Origin of the sequence: Kibdelosporangium persicum (genome assembly GCF_013280595.1) — a bacterium.
GTDB lineage: Bacteria > Actinomycetota > Actinomycetes > Mycobacteriales > Pseudonocardiaceae > Kibdelosporangium > Kibdelosporangium persicum.
In genome coordinates, this window is sequence record NZ_JAAATY010000009.1 from 215,633 (window position 1) to 231,724 (window position 16,092).

Consider the following 16,092-nt stretch of genomic DNA (forward strand, 5'->3'; position numbering starts at 1 on the left):
CATGGTTGGCCGATTCGTGACCTGGTAGCGGCCCGGAAGCGGATATGGTCGGCGACCAGAACGTGCCATTCTGACTTTTTGGGGTGTTCGATGGTGCAGTCCCGTAAGGTCCGAACCGGTCGCCTCGCGGCGGTCGGCCTTTCCGCGGTTCTCGTCTTATCCGCCTGCGCGGAGTCGCAGAGAGGGCAGAACGATCAGGGTGCCGGTGACGCCACCGCCAAGGCAGGCGGCACCATGACCTTCGCGACCGAGGGTGCACCGAAGCTGTTCGACCCGTTCTTCGCCACCGACGGCGCGACCTTCCGGACCTCCCAGCAGATCTTCGAGGGACTGGTGGAGTTCAAGCCGGGCACCGCGGAGGTCGAGGCGGGCCTGGCCGAGAAGTGGGAGTCCACCCCGGACGGCAAGCAGTGGACGTTCACCCTCCGCAAGGGCGCGAAGTTCCACGACGGCACCGAGTTCAACGCCGACGCCGCCTGCTACAACTTCAACCGCTGGTACAACCAGAAGGGCGCGGGCCAGAGCCCGGCCGTCACCGGCTACTGGCAGGACAACTTCGGCGGGTTCTCCGACGGCGCCAAGCCGTCGCTGTTCAAGTCCTGCACGGTCAAGGACCCGCAGACCGCCGTGGTCGAGCTGACCAGCTACACCAGCAAGTTCCCGGACATCCTCGGCCTGCCGTCGTTCGCCATGCAGAGCCCGACCGCGATGAAGCAGCACAACGCGGACAACGTGGTCCAGCAGGGCGACAGCTTCGTCTACCCGGCCTACGGCCAGGAGCACCCCAGCGGCACCGGCCCGTTCAAGTTCTCCAAGTACGACAAGGCGAACGGCACCGTCGAACTGGTCCGCAACGAGGACTACTGGGGCACCAAGGCACTGCTGGACAAGCTGATCCTGCGGGCGATCCCGGACGAGACCGCACGCAAGCAGGCGTTGCAGTCCGGTGACGTGCAGGGCTACGACCTGCCGTCCCCCGCGGACTGGGACCAGCTGAAGAAGGACGGGCACAAGCTGCTGATCCGTCCGGCGTTCAACGTCATGTACCTCGGCATCGGCCAGAAGAACAACGCGAAGCTGCGTGACCTGAAGGTGCGCCAGGCGATCGCGCACGCCATCGACCGCGAGGGCCTGATCAAGCAGCAGTACCCGGAGGGCGCGAAGGTCGCCGAGAACCTCTACCCGGACACGGTCTCCGGCTGGACCGCCGACGTGCAGAAGTACGAGTACAACCCGGAGAAGGCCAAGACCCTGCTGGCCGAGGCGGGCGCGAGCAACCTCGAGGTCACGTTCTACTGGCCGACCGAGGTCACCCGGCCCTACATGCCCAACCCGCGCGACATCTTCGGGTTCATCCGGGGCAACCTCGAGGCGATCGGGATGAAGCTCAACGTGGTCAGCAAGCCGTGGAACGGCGGCTACCTGGAAGACGTCGACCAGGCCAAGGCCGACGTGTTCCTGTTGGGCTGGAACGGTGACTACAACACACCGGACAACTTCATCGGCAACTTCTTCTCCGACCCGAACAACCGGTTCGCCACCGGCTCGGCGACCTGGGGCGCGCAGCTGTCCGCCGAGATCAAGGCGGCCGACGCCGAGCCCGACACGAACAAGCGCAAGGCGATGTACGAGGCGCTGAACAAGAAGCTGAAGGCGGAGTACCTGCCGGCCATCCCGGTCGCCCACTCGCCGCCCGCGCTGGTCACCTCCGCCAAGGTCAGTGGCCTGGTCCCCAGCCCGTTGACCGACGAGCGGTTCCACACCGTCAGCCTCGGCTGAGACGCGGGAAAGACCGAAGAGAACTGTGCTCCGTTACACCGTCCGGCGGCTGCTGCAGCTTGTGCTCGTGGTCGTGGCGCTGTCGCTGCTGCTGTTCGCGTGGTTGCGTTCGCTGCCAGGAGGGCCGGTCTCGGCCCTCCTGGGCGAGCGGGCCACCCCTGCCCTGCGTGCCCAGCTGACCGCCGAGCTGGGTCTGGATCAGCCGATTTTCGTGCAGTACTTCAAGTTCCTCGGACGCGCCTTGTCCGGTGACTTCGGCGTGTCCACCGGTGTGCAGCCGGGCGACTCGGCGATGGAGATCTTCCTGCAACGGTTTCCGGCGACGCTGGAGTTGTCCGTGCTGGCGATCCTGATCGCCGTCGCGGTCGGAATCCCGTTGGGCTACCTGGCCGCCCGCCGCCGCGGCGGCGTGCTGGACAACCTCAGCGTGGTCGGCTCGCTGATCGGCGTCGCGGTGCCGGTGTTCTTCCTCGCGTTCGTGCTCAAGCAGGTCTTCGCGGTGGAGCTGGGCTGGTTCCCGACCACCGGACGGCAGGAGGGCGGGCTGGACGCGACCAGGGTCACCGGGTTCTTCGTGCTGGACGGCCTGATCACGCGTGAGTGGGACGCGGCGTGGGACGCGGTCAAACACCTGATCCTGCCGGCGATCGCGTTGTCCAGCATCCCGTTCTCGGTGATCTTCCGGATCACCCGGGCCTCGGTGCTCGACGTGCTCGACGAGGACTTCGTGCGCACCGCCGAGTCGAAGGGCCTGACCACTCCGGTGATCCGGCGACGGCACGTGCTGCGCAACGCCATGTTGCCGGTGGTGACCACGATCGGCCTGCAGACCGGGGCGTTGCTGGCGGGTGCCGTGCTGACCGAGAAGGTGTTCGCCTTCCCCGGCATCGGCCAGGCGCTGGCGATCGGCTTCGAGCGGCGTGACTACCCCGTGCTGCTGCTGTTGATCCTGTGCGCCGCCGGGGTTTTTGTCCTCGTCAATCTGGCGGTCGACCTGTCCTACGCGGTGATCGACCCCCGGATCCGGAGCGGATCGGGCGGTGGCCGATGACGGCACGTACGGACAAGATCGACAAGCTGGCCCAGCACACCGCCAGGTCCGACGCCGGGGTGAGCCTGGCCGCCGCGGCCTGGCGCAGGCTGCGCCGCAACCCGGTGTTCCTGCTCGGCGCGGCGATCGTGGTGGCGTTCGTGGTGCTGGCGCTGCTGGCGCCGCTGCTCGCCCCGCACGACCCGGCCGAGCCGATGCTGGGCGACCAGGTCGTCCGCGCCCGCAACGAGATCCCGCCGTCCCAGCCGGGGCATCCGCTCGGCGGCGACCAGGTCGGCCGTGACCTGCTGTCCCGTCTGCTGGTCGGCGCCCAGCAGACGCTGCTGGTCGGCGTGCTGGCCACGTTGATCGGCCTGGCGGGCGGGTTGGTGCTCGGCACGCTCGCGGGCGCGTTGAGCGGATGGGTCGACACCGTGGTCATGCGTGTGGTCGACGTGATGCTGTCGATCCCGGGCTTGCTGCTGGCGGTCTCCATCGGCTCGTTGTTCGCCCAACCCAACCAGTACACGGTGATCCTCGCGGTGGCGATCGTGCAGATCCCGGTGTTCGCCCGGCTGTTGCGCGGCTCGATGCTGGCGCAGCGGCACAGCGATCACGTGCTCGCCGCGCGTGCGCTGGGCGTGCGGGAACGGGCGATCGTGTTCCGGCACATGCTGCCCAACTCGCTGGGACCGGTGATCGTGCAGGCCACCCTGGTGCTCGCGATCGCGATCATTGAGGCGGCCGGGTTGTCGTTCCTCGGTCTCGGCAATCCCGACGACCGGCTTCCGGAGTGGGGGCAGATGCTCGGCCAGGCGCAGAACGTCATCGACAGTCATCCGGAGCTGGCGTTCTGGCCGGCCGGGTGCATCGTGGTGGTGGCGTTGGGTTTCACATTGGTGGGCGAGTCGCTGCGCGAGGCGCTCGACCCGAAGAGCCGGCGGTGATTCTCGGTGGCGTTGCTGGAAGTTCGTGACCTGAAGGTGGAGTTCCGCCGCCGGGGTGAGGAGCCCGTACGTGCCGTCGACGGGGTCAGCTTCGATGTGCAGCCAGGCCAGACGGTCGGGCTGGTCGGCGAGTCCGGCTGCGGCAAGTCCGTCACCGCTTTGACGATCATGGGCCTGCTGCCGAAGCGGGGCCCGCACGTCTCCGGTTCGGCCCGGTTCGACGCGACCGAGCTGCTGTCGTTGTCCGACAGGCAAATGCGTGACCGGCGCGGCCGTGATCTCGGCATGGTGTTCCAGGACCCACTGTCCTCTTTGAACCCGGTGGTGCCGATCGGGTTGCAGGTCACCGAGGTCCTGGAGCGCCACCGGGGGATGTCGCGCCGGCAGGCCACAGTGGAGGCCGCCGACCTGCTCGACAAGGTCGGCATCCCGGACCCGAGGCGCAGGCTCGACGAGTACCCGCACCAGCTGTCCGGCGGCATGCGGCAGCGCGCGCTGATCGCGATCGCGCTGGCCTGCCGTCCCCGGCTACTGATCGCCGACGAACCGACCACCGCGCTTGACGTCACCATCCAGGCGCAGATCCTCGCGCTGCTGGCGAATCTGGTGCGGGACACCGAGACCGCGCTGATCATGATTACGCACGACCTCGGTGTGGTGGCCGGCCTGTGCGACGAGGTGAACGTGCTCTACGCGGGCCGCGTGGTCGAACGGGCCAAGCGCCACGATTTGTTCGCCATACCAAGGCATCCGTACACGCACGGCCTGCTGTCCTCGATCCCCAGGCTGGACGCGCCGAGAGGGGACCGGCTGTCGCCGATCACCGGCTCGGTGGCCGACAACATCCCGTGGACCACCGGGTGCGCGTTCGCGCCCCGCTGCCCCAACGCCTTGGACGTCTGCGTCGAGGTGACTCCGGAGATGACGGACGACGTCGGCGTGCCGGACAACCGGTCGCTGCGGTGCCACAACCCGGTCGAACGGGCCAAGCGTGACGGGGAGGCCCTGGTATGACCGACACCCTGGTCGAGGTGCAGGACATCAAGGTGCACTTCCCGATCAAACGCGGGGTCGTGCTCGACCGGACCGTCGGCTACGTCTACGCCGTCGACGGCGTTGACCTGGCCATCCGGCGTGGCGAGACCTACGGGCTGGTCGGCGAGTCCGGGTGCGGCAAGTCGACGCTCGGCCGCGCCATGCTCAAGCTGACCGAGCCGACGGCGGGCCGCGTCGTCTTCGACGGCATCGACCTGTCTGCCATGAAGGGCGAGCCGCTGCGCACGATGCGCCGCCGGATGCAGATGGTCTTCCAGGACCCGATGTCCTCGCTGGACCCCCGGCAGTCGGTGGAATCGATCCTGGTCGAGGGGATGCGGGCACACGGCCTGGACACCGACCGGCAGGCGACGGCCAAACGCCTGCGTTCGCTGCTGTCGTCGGTCGGCCTGCCGAGCACGTCACTGCGCCGCTATCCCCACGAGTTCTCCGGTGGCCAGCGGCAGCGGATCGGCATCGCGCGGGCGCTCACGGTCGAGCCGGAACTGATCGTGGCCGACGAGCCGGTCTCCGCGCTCGACGTGTCCGTGCAGGCCCAGGTGATCAACCTGCTGGAGGATTTGCAGCAGGAGTTCGGCCTGACCTATCTGGTGATCGCGCACGACCTGGCCGTGGTGCGGCACATCTCCGACCGGGTCGGCGTGATGTACCTCGGCGGCCTGGTGGAAGAGGCGCCGTCGGACCTGCTGTACGCCGAGCCGCTGCACCCGTACACGCGGGCGCTGTTCTCGGCGGTGCCGGTGCCTGATCCGATCGTGGAGGACAGGCGCGAACGCATCCTGCTCGCCGGGGACCTGCCGTCGCCGGCCAGGCCGCCGGCCGGCTGCCGCTTCCACACCCGGTGCCCCTGGCGTCAGCGGCAGCGGTGCGACACCGAGCGGCCGGCGCTGCGGGAGATCGCGCCCGGCCACCGGGTCGCGTGCCACTACGCCGAGGACATCAGGGCCGGGAAGATCCGGCCGCACGCGGTCGAGCCGGAGTTGGTCGAACAGGACGTCACCGGCGGTATCGGACCGGACGACCCGCTGGCCGGCCCGGCCTCCGTCACGGAGGCGCTCGGTCCGTGAAGCGCGGACACGCCGTACGGACCGGCTTTCACACTTCGTTCGAGTGAATTTCGCCGGTCCGTCAACCGGACTTGCCCGGCCCATCACCTGTCCGTGGGTGAGATACCACACACCCGTCTTTCGTCGGGACTGTTCGCGACGCGGTGGTTCAAAGTCGACAATCCGGCGGCGCACGTGGCCACAAAATTTCACAGTGCGTGACCACACCCATGGTGCTGCGTGTTTTTTGGGAAACGACGTGGCCCGATTGTGACCTCCGGTGGTACGGGCCGCACACTTGACCGACTAGATTCGGCGACCACAGTGTGAGACCCGGACAACATCCGGACGGTTTTCTAGGGAGTGCGTGATGGCTTACCCGCGATCCGCGCGTCCGATGCAGCGTGCTGCCTCAGACGCGTCGCGGCGACCGCTGCAAGTCACAAGTGCCTGCGTTGACCGCTCGACCCGCACTCCGATCGCATGACCGCCCCGCTTGAGGTCTCCTCCGGGTCTTCTGAAGCACAACCGGAGGCCGCCCTCCAGGGCATGGGCAAGAAGGCGATCCAGGGCCGTTCCCTCGGTCAGATCGCCTGGATGCGGCTCAAGCGCGACAAGGTCGCGATGGTCAGCGGCATCCTGATCGTGGTGATGATCATCGCCGCCGTCGTGGCCCTGCTGCTGGACCGGGTCTTCGGGGTGATCGACCCGAACGCCTTCAACCAGGACCTGATCGATCCCGACCTGCAGATCCCCAGAGGGGCCATGGGCGGGATCAGCCTGGAGCACCCGTTCGGTGTCGAGCCGATCAACGGCCGCGACATCCTCACCCGGATCTTCGCCGGGTCGTGGATCTCGCTGCTGATCGGCTTCGCGGCCACCTTGCTGTCCGTGCTGATCGGCACCGTCATGGGTGTCATCGCCGGGTACTTCCGCGGCTGGGTGGACACCTTCATCAGCCGTCTGATGGACGTGTTCCTCGCCTTCCCGTTGCTGCTGTTCGCCATCGCGCTGGTCGGTGTGGTGCCGGACAACGCGTTCGGCTTCGGCCGCGACGGGTCGCGGATCTTCATGCTGATCTTCATCATCGGGTTCTTCAGCTGGCCGTACATCGGCCGGATCATCCGGGCGCAGACGCTTTCGTTGCGGGAACGCGAGTTCATCGACGCGTCCCGCAGCCTCGGTGCCCGGGCACCGCACGTCCTGTTCAAGGAACTGCTGCCCAACCTGGTCGCGCCCATCCTGGTCTACTCGACCCTGCTGATCCCGACGAACATCCTGTTCGAGGCGGCCCTGTCGTTCCTCGGTGTCGGTATCCAGCCACCGTCGGCGACGTGGGGCACGATGCTGTCCGAGGCGTCCAGGTGGTACCAGGTCGACGCCTGGTACATGGTTTTCCCAGGTCTGGCCATCTTCATCACCGTGTTGGCCTTCAACCTTTTCGGTGACGGACTTCGCGACGCACTGGATCCGCGAGCGCGTTAGGCCATCGGAAAAGCCGCCGACCCGGTGGCTGCTAGCAACCTAAAAGGGGTGCAACTGTAGATGAGGAAACAACGCACGGTCACGATGGTCGCCGCCGGCGCGGCAGCCGTCATGGCACTCTCCGCGTGTGGCGGCGGAGGTGGCAGCAACAACAACAGCAACGGCGGCACCACCGCCACCGGCCCCAACGCAGCCATCGGCAAGGTCTTCAACCCTTCCGACAAGAAGGGCGGCACCCTGCGGATGGCCAACGCGGGTGACTGGGACTCGCTGGACCCGGGTGACACCTACTACGCGTACTCGTGGAACTTCATCCGGCTGTACGGCCGCTCGCTGATGATGTTCAAGCCGGCCCCGGGCCAGGAAGGCGCCAAGCTGACGCCGGACCTCGCCGAGGCCAAGGGCGAGCCGAGCGCCGACCTGAAGACCTGGACGTACAAGATCCGCAAGGGCGTCAAGTTCGAGGACGGCACGGTCGTCACCTCGAAGGACGTCAAGTACGCGGTGTCCCGGTCGCTGGACAAGGACACGTTCCCCAACGGCCCGACGTACTTCAACGAGTTCCTCGACCTGCAGGGCTACACCTCGCCGTACAAGGACAGCGACCCGAACGGCCTCGGCCTGAAGGCCATCGAGACGCCGGACGACAACACCATCGTGTTCAAGCTGTCCAAGCCGTTCGCGGACTTCGACTACTTCGCCGGCATGCCGTCCACGATCCCCGTGCCGAAGGCCAAGGACACCGGGACGAAGTACAAGGAAAAGGTCATCTCCACCGGTCCGTACAGGTTCGAGACCAACGAGCTCGGCAAGAGCTTCACGCTGGTCCGCAACGAGCACTGGGACCCGGCGACCGACCCGAACCGCAAGGCGCTGCCGGACAAGATCACCATGGCGCTGAACGTCAACGCGGACGACATCGACAACCGGCTGATCTCCGGTGACCTCGACGTCGACGTGGTCGGCAGCGGTGTGCAGCCGGCCGCCCAGGCGAAGATCCTCGCGGACCAGGCGCTGAAGGCCAACTCGGACAACCCGCTGGCCGCCCGCCTCTGGTACACCAACATCAACGGTGACGTCGCGCCGCTGAACAACATCGAGTGCCGCAAGGCGATCCAGTACGCCGCCGACAAGACCGGCTACCAGCGTGCCTACGGTGGCGCCACCGGTGGCGAGATCGCGACCAGCCTGCTGCCGCCGGTCATCCCGGGCTCGGAGAAGATCGACCTGTACCCGAGCAAGGACAACGCGGGTGACGTCGAGAAGGCCAAGCAGGCACTGGCCGCCTGTGGCCAGCCGAACGGCTTCGAGACCAACATCGCCTACCGCGCCGAGCGTACGAAGGAGAAGGCGGTCGCCGAGTCGCTGCAGCAGTCCCTCGGCCGGGTCGGCATCAAGCTGAACATCAAGTCCTACCCGACCGCCGACTACGCCAAGCTGTACGCGGGCAAGCCGGACTTCGCCAAGTCGAACAACCTGGGCCTGATGGTCTTCGGCTGGGCCGCCGACTGGCCGAACGGCTTCGGCTTCCTCAAGGAGATCACCGACAGCCGCACCATCAAGCCTGCCGGTAACACCAACTTCTCCATCAAGGACCCGAAGGTCGACGCCGCCATCGACAAGGCGATGACCGAGAAGGACGAGGCGGCTCGCCAGAAGGCATGGAGCGACGTCGACCGCGCCGCCATGGAGACCGCGTACGCCCTGCCCGGTGTGATCGCCAAGGGTCTGTACTACCGGCCGAAGAACCTGACCAACGTGTTCATCACCGACGGTTTCTCGGAGTACGACTACACCGCCCTGGGCGTGCAGAACTGAGTTACCGCAGCGACCAGTAAAAGGTAGGTGAAGGCAGCTGGTGGCCGGGACGCGCGAGCGTGTCCCGGCCACCAAGGCCGAGTACGGTGTTCGCTTACATCATCCGAAGGCTGATCGGAGCGGTGATCCTGCTCTTCGTGGTCAGCATGGTCACCTTCGCGATCTTCTTCCTCGTCCCGCGGATCGCCGGCGCGACCGTCGAGGACATGGCGTCCCGCTACGTCGGCAAGACCGCCGACGAGGCCGCCATCCACTCGATGGCGGAGAGGCTCGGGTTCACCGACCCGCTGTACGAGCAGTACGGGCGGTTCGTCGCGGGAATCTTCGCCGGTGCGGACTACGACACCGGCGCCGAGGTCGTGCATTGCCCGGCACCGTGTTTCGGCTACTCGTTCATCACGCGCAACCCCGTGTGGCCCGACCTGGTCGACCGGATGGGTGTGACGATCTCGTTGGCCCTGGGCGCCGCTGTGATCTGGCTGGCGTTCGGTGTCGGCACCGGTGTCGTCTCGGCGTTGCGCCGGGGCACCTTCTTCGACCGGGCCTCCATGGGCATCGCCCTCGCGGGCGTCTCGCTGCCGATCTTCTTCACCGGTCTGCTGTCGCTGACGATCTTCAGCTACGGCCTCGGCTGGACGGCGCCCGGCGGCAGCTACACGGACTTCGCCGAGGATCCGCTGCAGTGGGCGGGAGCGTTGATCCTGCCGTGGATCACCTTGGCGTTCCTCAACGCGGCCGGGTACGCCCGGCTCACCAGAGCGACCATGCTCGAAACGATGAACGAGGACTTCATCCGTACCGCGCGGGCGAAAGGTCTCAATGAGCGCACCGTGGTCGTCAAGCACGGCCTGCGTTCCGTGCTCACGCCGATCCTCACGATCTTCGGCTTGGACCTCGGCATCCTGCTCGGCGGCGCGGTGCTGACCGAGAGCACGTACTCACTGCCCGGTCTCGGCAAGTACGCCGTGGACGCGATCGTGAGCAACGACCTGCCGAAGGTGCTCGGCGTGACCCTGGTCGGCGCGACCTTCATCATCATCGCGAACCTGGTTGTTGACCTGTTGTACGCCGTCGTCGACCCGAGGGTGCGTTACTCGTGACAGATTCCAAAGAGGACTTGCTGGCCGGCGACGCCGCACGCCCGTCCAACCGTCCGGACGAGGCGTTCCTGCAGGTCCGTGATCTGAAGGTGCACTTCCCGACCGACGACGGCATCGTCAAGTCGGTCGACGGGCTGACGTTCTCCCTCGACCGGGGCAAAACCCTGGGCATCGTGGGCGAGTCCGGCTCCGGCAAGAGCGTGACCAGCCTGTCGATCATGGGCTTGCACAAGCAGGGCACCGCGAACATCTCCGGGCAGATTCTGCTCGACGGCCAGGACCTGGTCACCTCCACGCCCGAGCAGGTGCGGGAGCTGCGCGGCAAGCGGATGGCGATGATCTTCCAGGACCCGCTGACCGCGATGCACCCGTACTACACGATCGGCGCCCAGATCGTCGAGGCGTACCGGGTGCACCACAAGGTGTCCAAGGCGGTGGCCAAGAAGCACGCGGTCGAGATGCTCGACCGGGTGGGCATCCCGCAGCCGGACAAGCGCGTGGACGACTACCCGCACCAGTTCTCCGGCGGTATGCGGCAGCGCGCGATGATCGCGATGGCGCTGTCGTGCGACCCGGAGCTGCTGATCGCGGACGAGCCGACCACCGCGTTGGACGTGACCGTGCAGGCGCAGATCCTGGACCTGATCGTGGATCTGCAGAAGGACTTCAACTCCGCGGTCATCATCATCACCCACGACCTCGGTGTGGTCGCCGAGCTGGCCGACGACATCATGGTGATGTACGCGGGCCGTTCGGTGGAGTACGGCAACTCGCACGAGATCTTCACGGCGCCGCAGCACCCGTACACGTGGGGTCTGCTCGGCTCGATGCCCCGGCTCGACCGGGAGCGCAGCGAGCGGCTGCTGCCGATCAAGGGCACGCCGCCCAGCCTGATCAACGTGCCCGAGGGGTGCCCGTTCAACCCGCGCTGCGCGTTCGCGGGCCTCAACGGCGACCTGTCGACCACCGAGCGCCCGGAGTTCCGGGAAGTGAGCCCCGGCCACCACATCGCGTGCCACCTGTCCGGCGAGCAGCGTCAGCACTTGTGGGACACCGAGATCAAGCCGAAGTTGTGAGCTGATGAGTGAACTGACCTCCTCCCCCACACCCACCAGGACCGAGACGCTGCTCGAGGCGAGCGGTCTGCAGAAGTACTTCCCGATCCGCAAGGGCCTGTTGCAGCGCGTCAAAGGCAACGTGCAGGCGGTGGACGGGCTGGACTTCACGGTGCAGAAGGGCGAGACGCTCTCGCTGGTCGGCGAGTCCGGCTGTGGCAAGACGACCACCGGCCGTCTGCTGACCCGGCTGCTGGAGCCGACCGCGGGCAAGATCACCTTCGAGGGCCGGGACATCACGCACCTGTCGCAGTCGGCCATGCGCCCGCTGCGCCGGGACGTGCAGATGATCTTCCAGGACCCGTACTCGTCGCTGAACCCGCGGCACACCGTCGGCGCGATCGTCGGTGCGCCGTTCCGGCTGCAGAAGGTGCAGACCGAGAACGGCGTGAAAAAGGCCGTGCAGGACCTGCTAGAGCTGGTCGGCCTGAACCCGGAGCACTACAACCGCTACCCGCACGAGTTCTCCGGCGGTCAGCGGCAGCGCATCGGCATCGCCCGCACGCTCGCGCTGAAGCCCAAGCTGATCGTGGCCGACGAGCCGGTCTCCGCGCTGGACGTGTCGATCCAGGCGCAGGTGGTGAACCTGCTGGAGGACCTGCAGAACGAGCTCGACCTGACCTACGTGATGATCGCGCACGACCTCTCGGTGGTGCGGCACGTGTCGGACCGGGTCGCGGTGATGTACCTCGGCAAGATCGTCGAACTGGCCGACCGCACGAGCCTGTACGAGCGGCCGATGCACCCGTACACCGTGGCGCTGCTGTCCGCGGTGCCCGTGCCGGACCCGGACCGCAAGGCCAAGCGGGAACGCATCCGGCTGAAGGGCGACGTGCCGTCGCCGATCAACCCGCCGTCCGGCTGCCGGTTCCACACCCGGTGCTGGAAGGCCCAGGAGATCTGCAAGACCCAGGAGCCGCCGCTGGCCGAGCTGGCACCGGGCCATCAGGCCGCGTGCCACTTCCCGGAGAACACCGGGGAGGAGCAGACCGTCAAGGTCGTGTAGCAGCTGTTCTTCGCGAAGGCCCCCGCCGGTTCCGGCGGGGGCCTTCTCCGTTCAGCGCTGGGTGGATTCCCGGACGGTCAGCGAGACCGGCAGGACCTCGTGCCGGTTGGCGGGGGACTGCCCGGACAGCAGTTCGTGCAGTATCTCGACCATCTGGTGGACCTGCTCGGCCGGTTCCTGGTGCACCGACGTCAACGGCGGGTCGGAGACCGGCGCCAGCGACGGGTTGTCGTCGAAGCCCACGACCGCGACGTCCTCGGGGATTCGGCGGCCTGCCATCCGCAAGGCCCGCAGTGCGCCGATCGCCATCGGGTCGCTGGCGACGAACACCGCGTCCAGGTCGGGGTGCTCGTCCAACAGCCGGGCCATCGCGGCTTCCCCGCCGGTCTGGGTGAAGTCGCCGCTCGCCGCTCGTCCCGCCGTGGGCAGCCCTTGCGCGGCAAGGGTTTCCCGCCAGCCGGTGAGCCTGTCGAGCGCCGCCGGGTGGTCCTCGGGGCCGCTGATCGTCACGATGTTCCCGCGGCCGAGGCCGATCAGGTGCTCGACCGCCAGCCGGGCGCCCGCGACGTTGTCGTAGTCCACTGTGTACAGGTCCGAGCCGGAGCGGCCCGGGCGGCCGCCGAAGACCACCGGGACACGCAACAGCTTCAGGGCGACCGGCAGCGGGTCACCGCTGTGCGGCGCGAAGACCAGCGCGCCGTCGACGTGGCCGCCGTCGAGGAACTTCATCGTGCGGGGGATGTCGTCCGGCGCGTCGACGAACATCACCAGCATCTGGCTGCCGCGGTTAGCCAGTTCGCGGAACGCCGCGCGCATCACGATCAGGAAGTACGGGTCGTCCAGGACCTTCGACTCGGGTTCGGACAGCACGAGCGCCACCGCGCCGGTCCGTTTTGTGACCAGCGACCGCGCCGCCTGGTTCGGCGAATAGCCGAGATCCCGGGCCGCGGCCAGCACCGCTTCCCGTGCCTTCGGGCTGACGTACATCTCCTCGTTCAGCGCGCGCGACGCGGTCGAGCGGGACACTCCCGCGTAGGCCGCGACATCCTCCAGCGTCGGCCGGTCTTGAGTTGACCCCACCCGTAAAGCATAGGACAACCGACCCGGCCGGGCCTGCGACAAAAGTCCTGTTCACAGGATGATCTGACGCTCGGACACGAGACATCCGCGGGCCGCTGTCGCGACGGGTGAGCGCGCAGGCATCGGCAAGGGCGATGCTCAGGGAAAGCCGGTGCCCGGATTTCGGCGGAACACGCCAGATCTCCACAATTACTCCAACAGTGCGACAAATCCGTTCCCGAGGTAACAAAGGGATAGCTCGCGTAGCAGGCGTGCTCGAACGCGCGATGCGCTTTGTGAACCGACCAGCAAATTCGCGGAGCGGATCAATGGCGCGACAAGAACAACTGCTACGAACCGACGGCGGCACAAATCGGCTCCGCCGGCGGGCGGTGGCGGCCATCCTGCTGATGCTGCTGCTGATCGGCTGGAGCGTGCTGGACCTGCAGAAAGTCTTCGGATTCGCCGATGTGGCCATGTCAGCGGATTTCGTGCACGCGGCGTTGCGTGTGTCGACATTCGTCTGCGTGCTCGCGCTGGCCGTGTACCTGATCTTCAAAAGTGACCGGCCACAGCTGGACAACCTGCATGTCGGCTCGCCGAAACTGCAGGCCGAACTGGATGCCGGTATGGAGATCTTCAAGGCGGAAAGGTACTGCCTTCGCGTGTACACCGACGAAGTGTCACGACTTTTCACCGCGATGCTGGCGAATCTGCCCAGTTACCTCTTCCGGATCAACGAGGACATCAAGCTGGGGCACGGCAATCTCGAGGCGACCACCACACTGCACCTGAGAATGCAGCCGTCCGTCGATGACGAGCCGATCGACTGCGAGAAGGCGGAGACCATCCTCGTTCCCGTCATCATGGCGCGCAAAGGTCTGCTCTTCGACAATCTGCTGGTCAAGGACGCCTCCGGCAGAGTGCTGCCGACGTTGTCCCAGTGGGAGACCCGTGGCCTGACCGCGCTGGCGGTTCGAGCGCTGTTCGGATTCATCGACGAGGCTCCGCCACCGCGACCGACCTGGCTCGACCGGATCCGGCGCAAGAAGGTCGTCGCCCCCGAGCCGGACGACGAACTCCTCACGGCGTTCGTGGAGATCGTCCGGGACGCCATCTGCCTTGTCGGCTCGCCGACCATGCTGGCGACCCAGGAATCCGCCCGTGGCCTGAACGATCGCCGGGACCGGGCGCTCGACCGGCTCGCGGATCTGCGGGCCAAGATGCCGGACGGGTTGTACCAGCGGCTGTCCGAAGTCTGCCGGTCGCTCGCGGACAACTACCTGATCATCGCGGAGGTGCCGAAACCGTCCGGCACCAACCTGATCGTGCAGTACACCGCGCACACGCAGAACGAGCGGTCATTGCAACGGGGCAAGGAGAAGCTGCGCGCCCGGCTCGGCCTGGACCCGCACATGCTCGACATCGCGATGCCACGAATGCTGCAGGCCGACTCGTACCACTGTCAGATCACCGCGCCGACGGGCCTGCACGTGTTCAGCCACCACCTTGAGGCCCTCGGCGGGAAAACACCGCTCAAACAGGAGAATTTCCAGGTCGGCGGCGTCCAGCAGTACGTCCGGCTCTATCACGAGGAAAGCAGGACCGTCGCTCATCTCTACGTGCGCAGACACGGTGCGGCGATAACCACCAGCGACGTCCGTCGCGCCAAGGGAATCGGCTCGGGCGTCAAATCCGTGCTGTCGTTACGCGAGACACCGCCAGGAATGCTCGGCTCGGCCGCCACCCTGGCGACCGTTGTCGCGACCATAGTGCTGTTTCTGACCGTCACAAGACTCGGTCTGGCAGGCGACCAGACGACCGGTTCCAGTCTGCCCGGACTTCTTTTCGCGGTACCGGCATTCATCGCGGCGGCGCTCGGCAGAGGTGTGGACGGGAGCAGGCTCTCCCAATCTTCGCTGATCACCTACTTCGGCCTGTTGCTCGTATTCATCACATCGATTTCGGCGACGCTGCTCTATGCGCTCGACGCGGCGAAGAGGCTACCGACCGAGGTCATGATCGAACTGTGGCCGTCCGCCGTGTTCTGGCCGACCGACTGGATCTGGCTCGGATTGTCGCTGGTCACATGGGGTGTCGCGATCTTTTTGATCCGCGAGCGGCGTGACCAGACGCGTTACTACCTCGCCAATCTCCAACGTGCCGGCCAGCGACAGAGTCGTCGGAACGTGTCCTTGACACCGGCCGACCAGCCAGCCACTCTTACAGGAAGGTAGAAAACATGGAAGCGGCGGACTTCGTGATGACCTTTTTCAGAAAGAAAAAGGAAGAAGAATCAGCGACGGCCGACTGGCGGGCGGGCAGACTGGTTTTCCGCCGCCCCGAGGCGACCGAGTTGAGCTTCTCCCGGCTGAACTTCCTGCGGTCCTCCGACGACCACGCCACGCTCCGCCGATCGGTCTCGCGGATCTACGACGGTCGCCGGGACATGACCGAAGAGGACATCGAGGCCGAGTACCTCAGGATCCAGCGCAGGCTCGACGGAACCTGACCGGCGACAACAACCGTCCGCCACGGAATCGGTCAAGTCACAACGCTGCGCGATGATTCGTACACAGGGCGTTTTCCCTTGTACGCCAATAGGTTGACGTGAACCGGACGGGGTAACACCAATCCGGATAACGGCGATT

At 66.6% G+C, this 16,092-nt stretch carries 13 protein-coding genes; 12 read left to right on the top strand and 1 reads right to left on the bottom strand.

The window, feature by feature from the left end; all coding sequences use genetic code 11:
• Positions 1 to 90 precede the first annotated feature (90 nt).
• From GC106_RS18700 to GC106_RS18745, 10 genes are all read left to right on the top strand, one after another.
• A complete protein-coding gene (locus GC106_RS18700; protein WP_173132051.1) occupies positions 91 to 1,779 on the top strand; it encodes an ABC transporter substrate-binding protein in 1,689 nt (562 codons plus the stop codon).
• 25 nt (positions 1,780 to 1,804) lie between these two features.
• A complete protein-coding gene (locus tag GC106_RS18705) occupies positions 1,805 to 2,830 on the top strand; it encodes an ABC transporter permease (RefSeq protein ID WP_173132054.1) in 1,026 nt (341 codons plus the stop codon).
• Positions 2,827 to 3,756 carry an ABC transporter permease gene (locus tag GC106_RS18710; protein ID WP_173132057.1) on the top strand — a complete coding sequence of 310 codons (930 nt, stop codon included), beginning with the start codon at positions 2,827 to 2,829 and terminating at the stop codon, positions 3,754 to 3,756. The genes GC106_RS18705 and GC106_RS18710 overlap by 4 nt, the downstream gene beginning before the upstream one ends.
• A gap of 6 nt (positions 3,757 to 3,762) precedes the next feature.
• On the top strand, positions 3,763 to 4,770 hold the full coding sequence (locus GC106_RS18715) for an ABC transporter ATP-binding protein (protein ID WP_173132060.1): 1,008 nt from the start codon (positions 3,763 to 3,765) through the stop codon (positions 4,768 to 4,770).
• Positions 4,767 to 5,879, top strand: a complete 1,113-nt coding sequence (locus tag GC106_RS18720; RefSeq protein ID WP_173132063.1) for an ABC transporter ATP-binding protein — start codon at positions 4,767 to 4,769, stop codon at positions 5,877 to 5,879. Before GC106_RS18715 ends, GC106_RS18720 begins: the two co-directional genes overlap by 4 nt.
• Positions 5,880 to 6,341: 462 nt before the next feature.
• Positions 6,342 to 7,343 carry an ABC transporter permease gene (locus GC106_RS18725; RefSeq protein WP_173132066.1) on the top strand — a complete coding sequence of 334 codons (1,002 nt, stop codon included), beginning with the start codon at positions 6,342 to 6,344 and terminating at the stop codon, positions 7,341 to 7,343.
• Between the two features lie 60 nt (positions 7,344 to 7,403).
• On the top strand, positions 7,404 to 9,161 hold the full coding sequence (locus GC106_RS18730; protein ID WP_173132069.1) for an ABC transporter substrate-binding protein: 1,758 nt from the start codon (positions 7,404 to 7,406) through the stop codon (positions 9,159 to 9,161).
• Between the two features lie 86 nt (positions 9,162 to 9,247).
• Positions 9,248 to 10,261: an ABC transporter permease gene (locus GC106_RS18735; RefSeq protein WP_173132071.1), complete on the top strand. Its 1,014-nt coding sequence runs from the start codon at positions 9,248 to 9,250 to the stop codon at positions 10,259 to 10,261.
• The gene (locus GC106_RS18740) at positions 10,258 to 11,337 is read left to right on the top strand and encodes an ABC transporter ATP-binding protein (RefSeq protein ID WP_173132074.1); all 1,080 of its coding nucleotides are present in this window, start codon (positions 10,258 to 10,260) and stop codon (positions 11,335 to 11,337) included. Before GC106_RS18735 ends, GC106_RS18740 begins: the two co-directional genes overlap by 4 nt.
• Before the next feature lie 4 nt (positions 11,338 to 11,341).
• Positions 11,342 to 12,382, top strand: a complete 1,041-nt coding sequence (locus tag GC106_RS18745; RefSeq protein ID WP_173132077.1) for an ABC transporter ATP-binding protein — start codon at positions 11,342 to 11,344, stop codon at positions 12,380 to 12,382.
• A gap of 51 nt (positions 12,383 to 12,433) precedes the next feature.
• Here GC106_RS18745 and GC106_RS18750 read toward each other — a convergent pair whose 3' ends face one another.
• Positions 12,434 to 13,462 (bottom strand): LacI family DNA-binding transcriptional regulator, encoded by a 1,029-nt coding sequence (locus GC106_RS18750; RefSeq protein ID WP_312872724.1) that lies wholly within the window; start codon positions 13,460 to 13,462, stop codon positions 12,434 to 12,436.
• 308 nt (positions 13,463 to 13,770) lie between these two features.
• Here GC106_RS18750 and GC106_RS18755 point away from each other — a divergent pair, with 308 nt between their 5' ends.
• Both GC106_RS18755 and GC106_RS18760 read left to right on the top strand, forming a co-directional pair.
• The gene (locus tag GC106_RS18755; protein WP_173132083.1) at positions 13,771 to 15,678 is read left to right on the top strand and encodes a hypothetical protein; all 1,908 of its coding nucleotides are present in this window, start codon (positions 13,771 to 13,773) and stop codon (positions 15,676 to 15,678) included.
• Positions 15,679 to 15,704: 26 nt separating this feature from the next.
• Complete coding sequence (locus GC106_RS18760; RefSeq protein ID WP_173132086.1) at positions 15,705 to 15,953, top strand: hypothetical protein; 249 nt, start codon at positions 15,705 to 15,707, stop codon at positions 15,951 to 15,953.
• Positions 15,954 to 16,092: the final 139 nt, after the last annotated feature.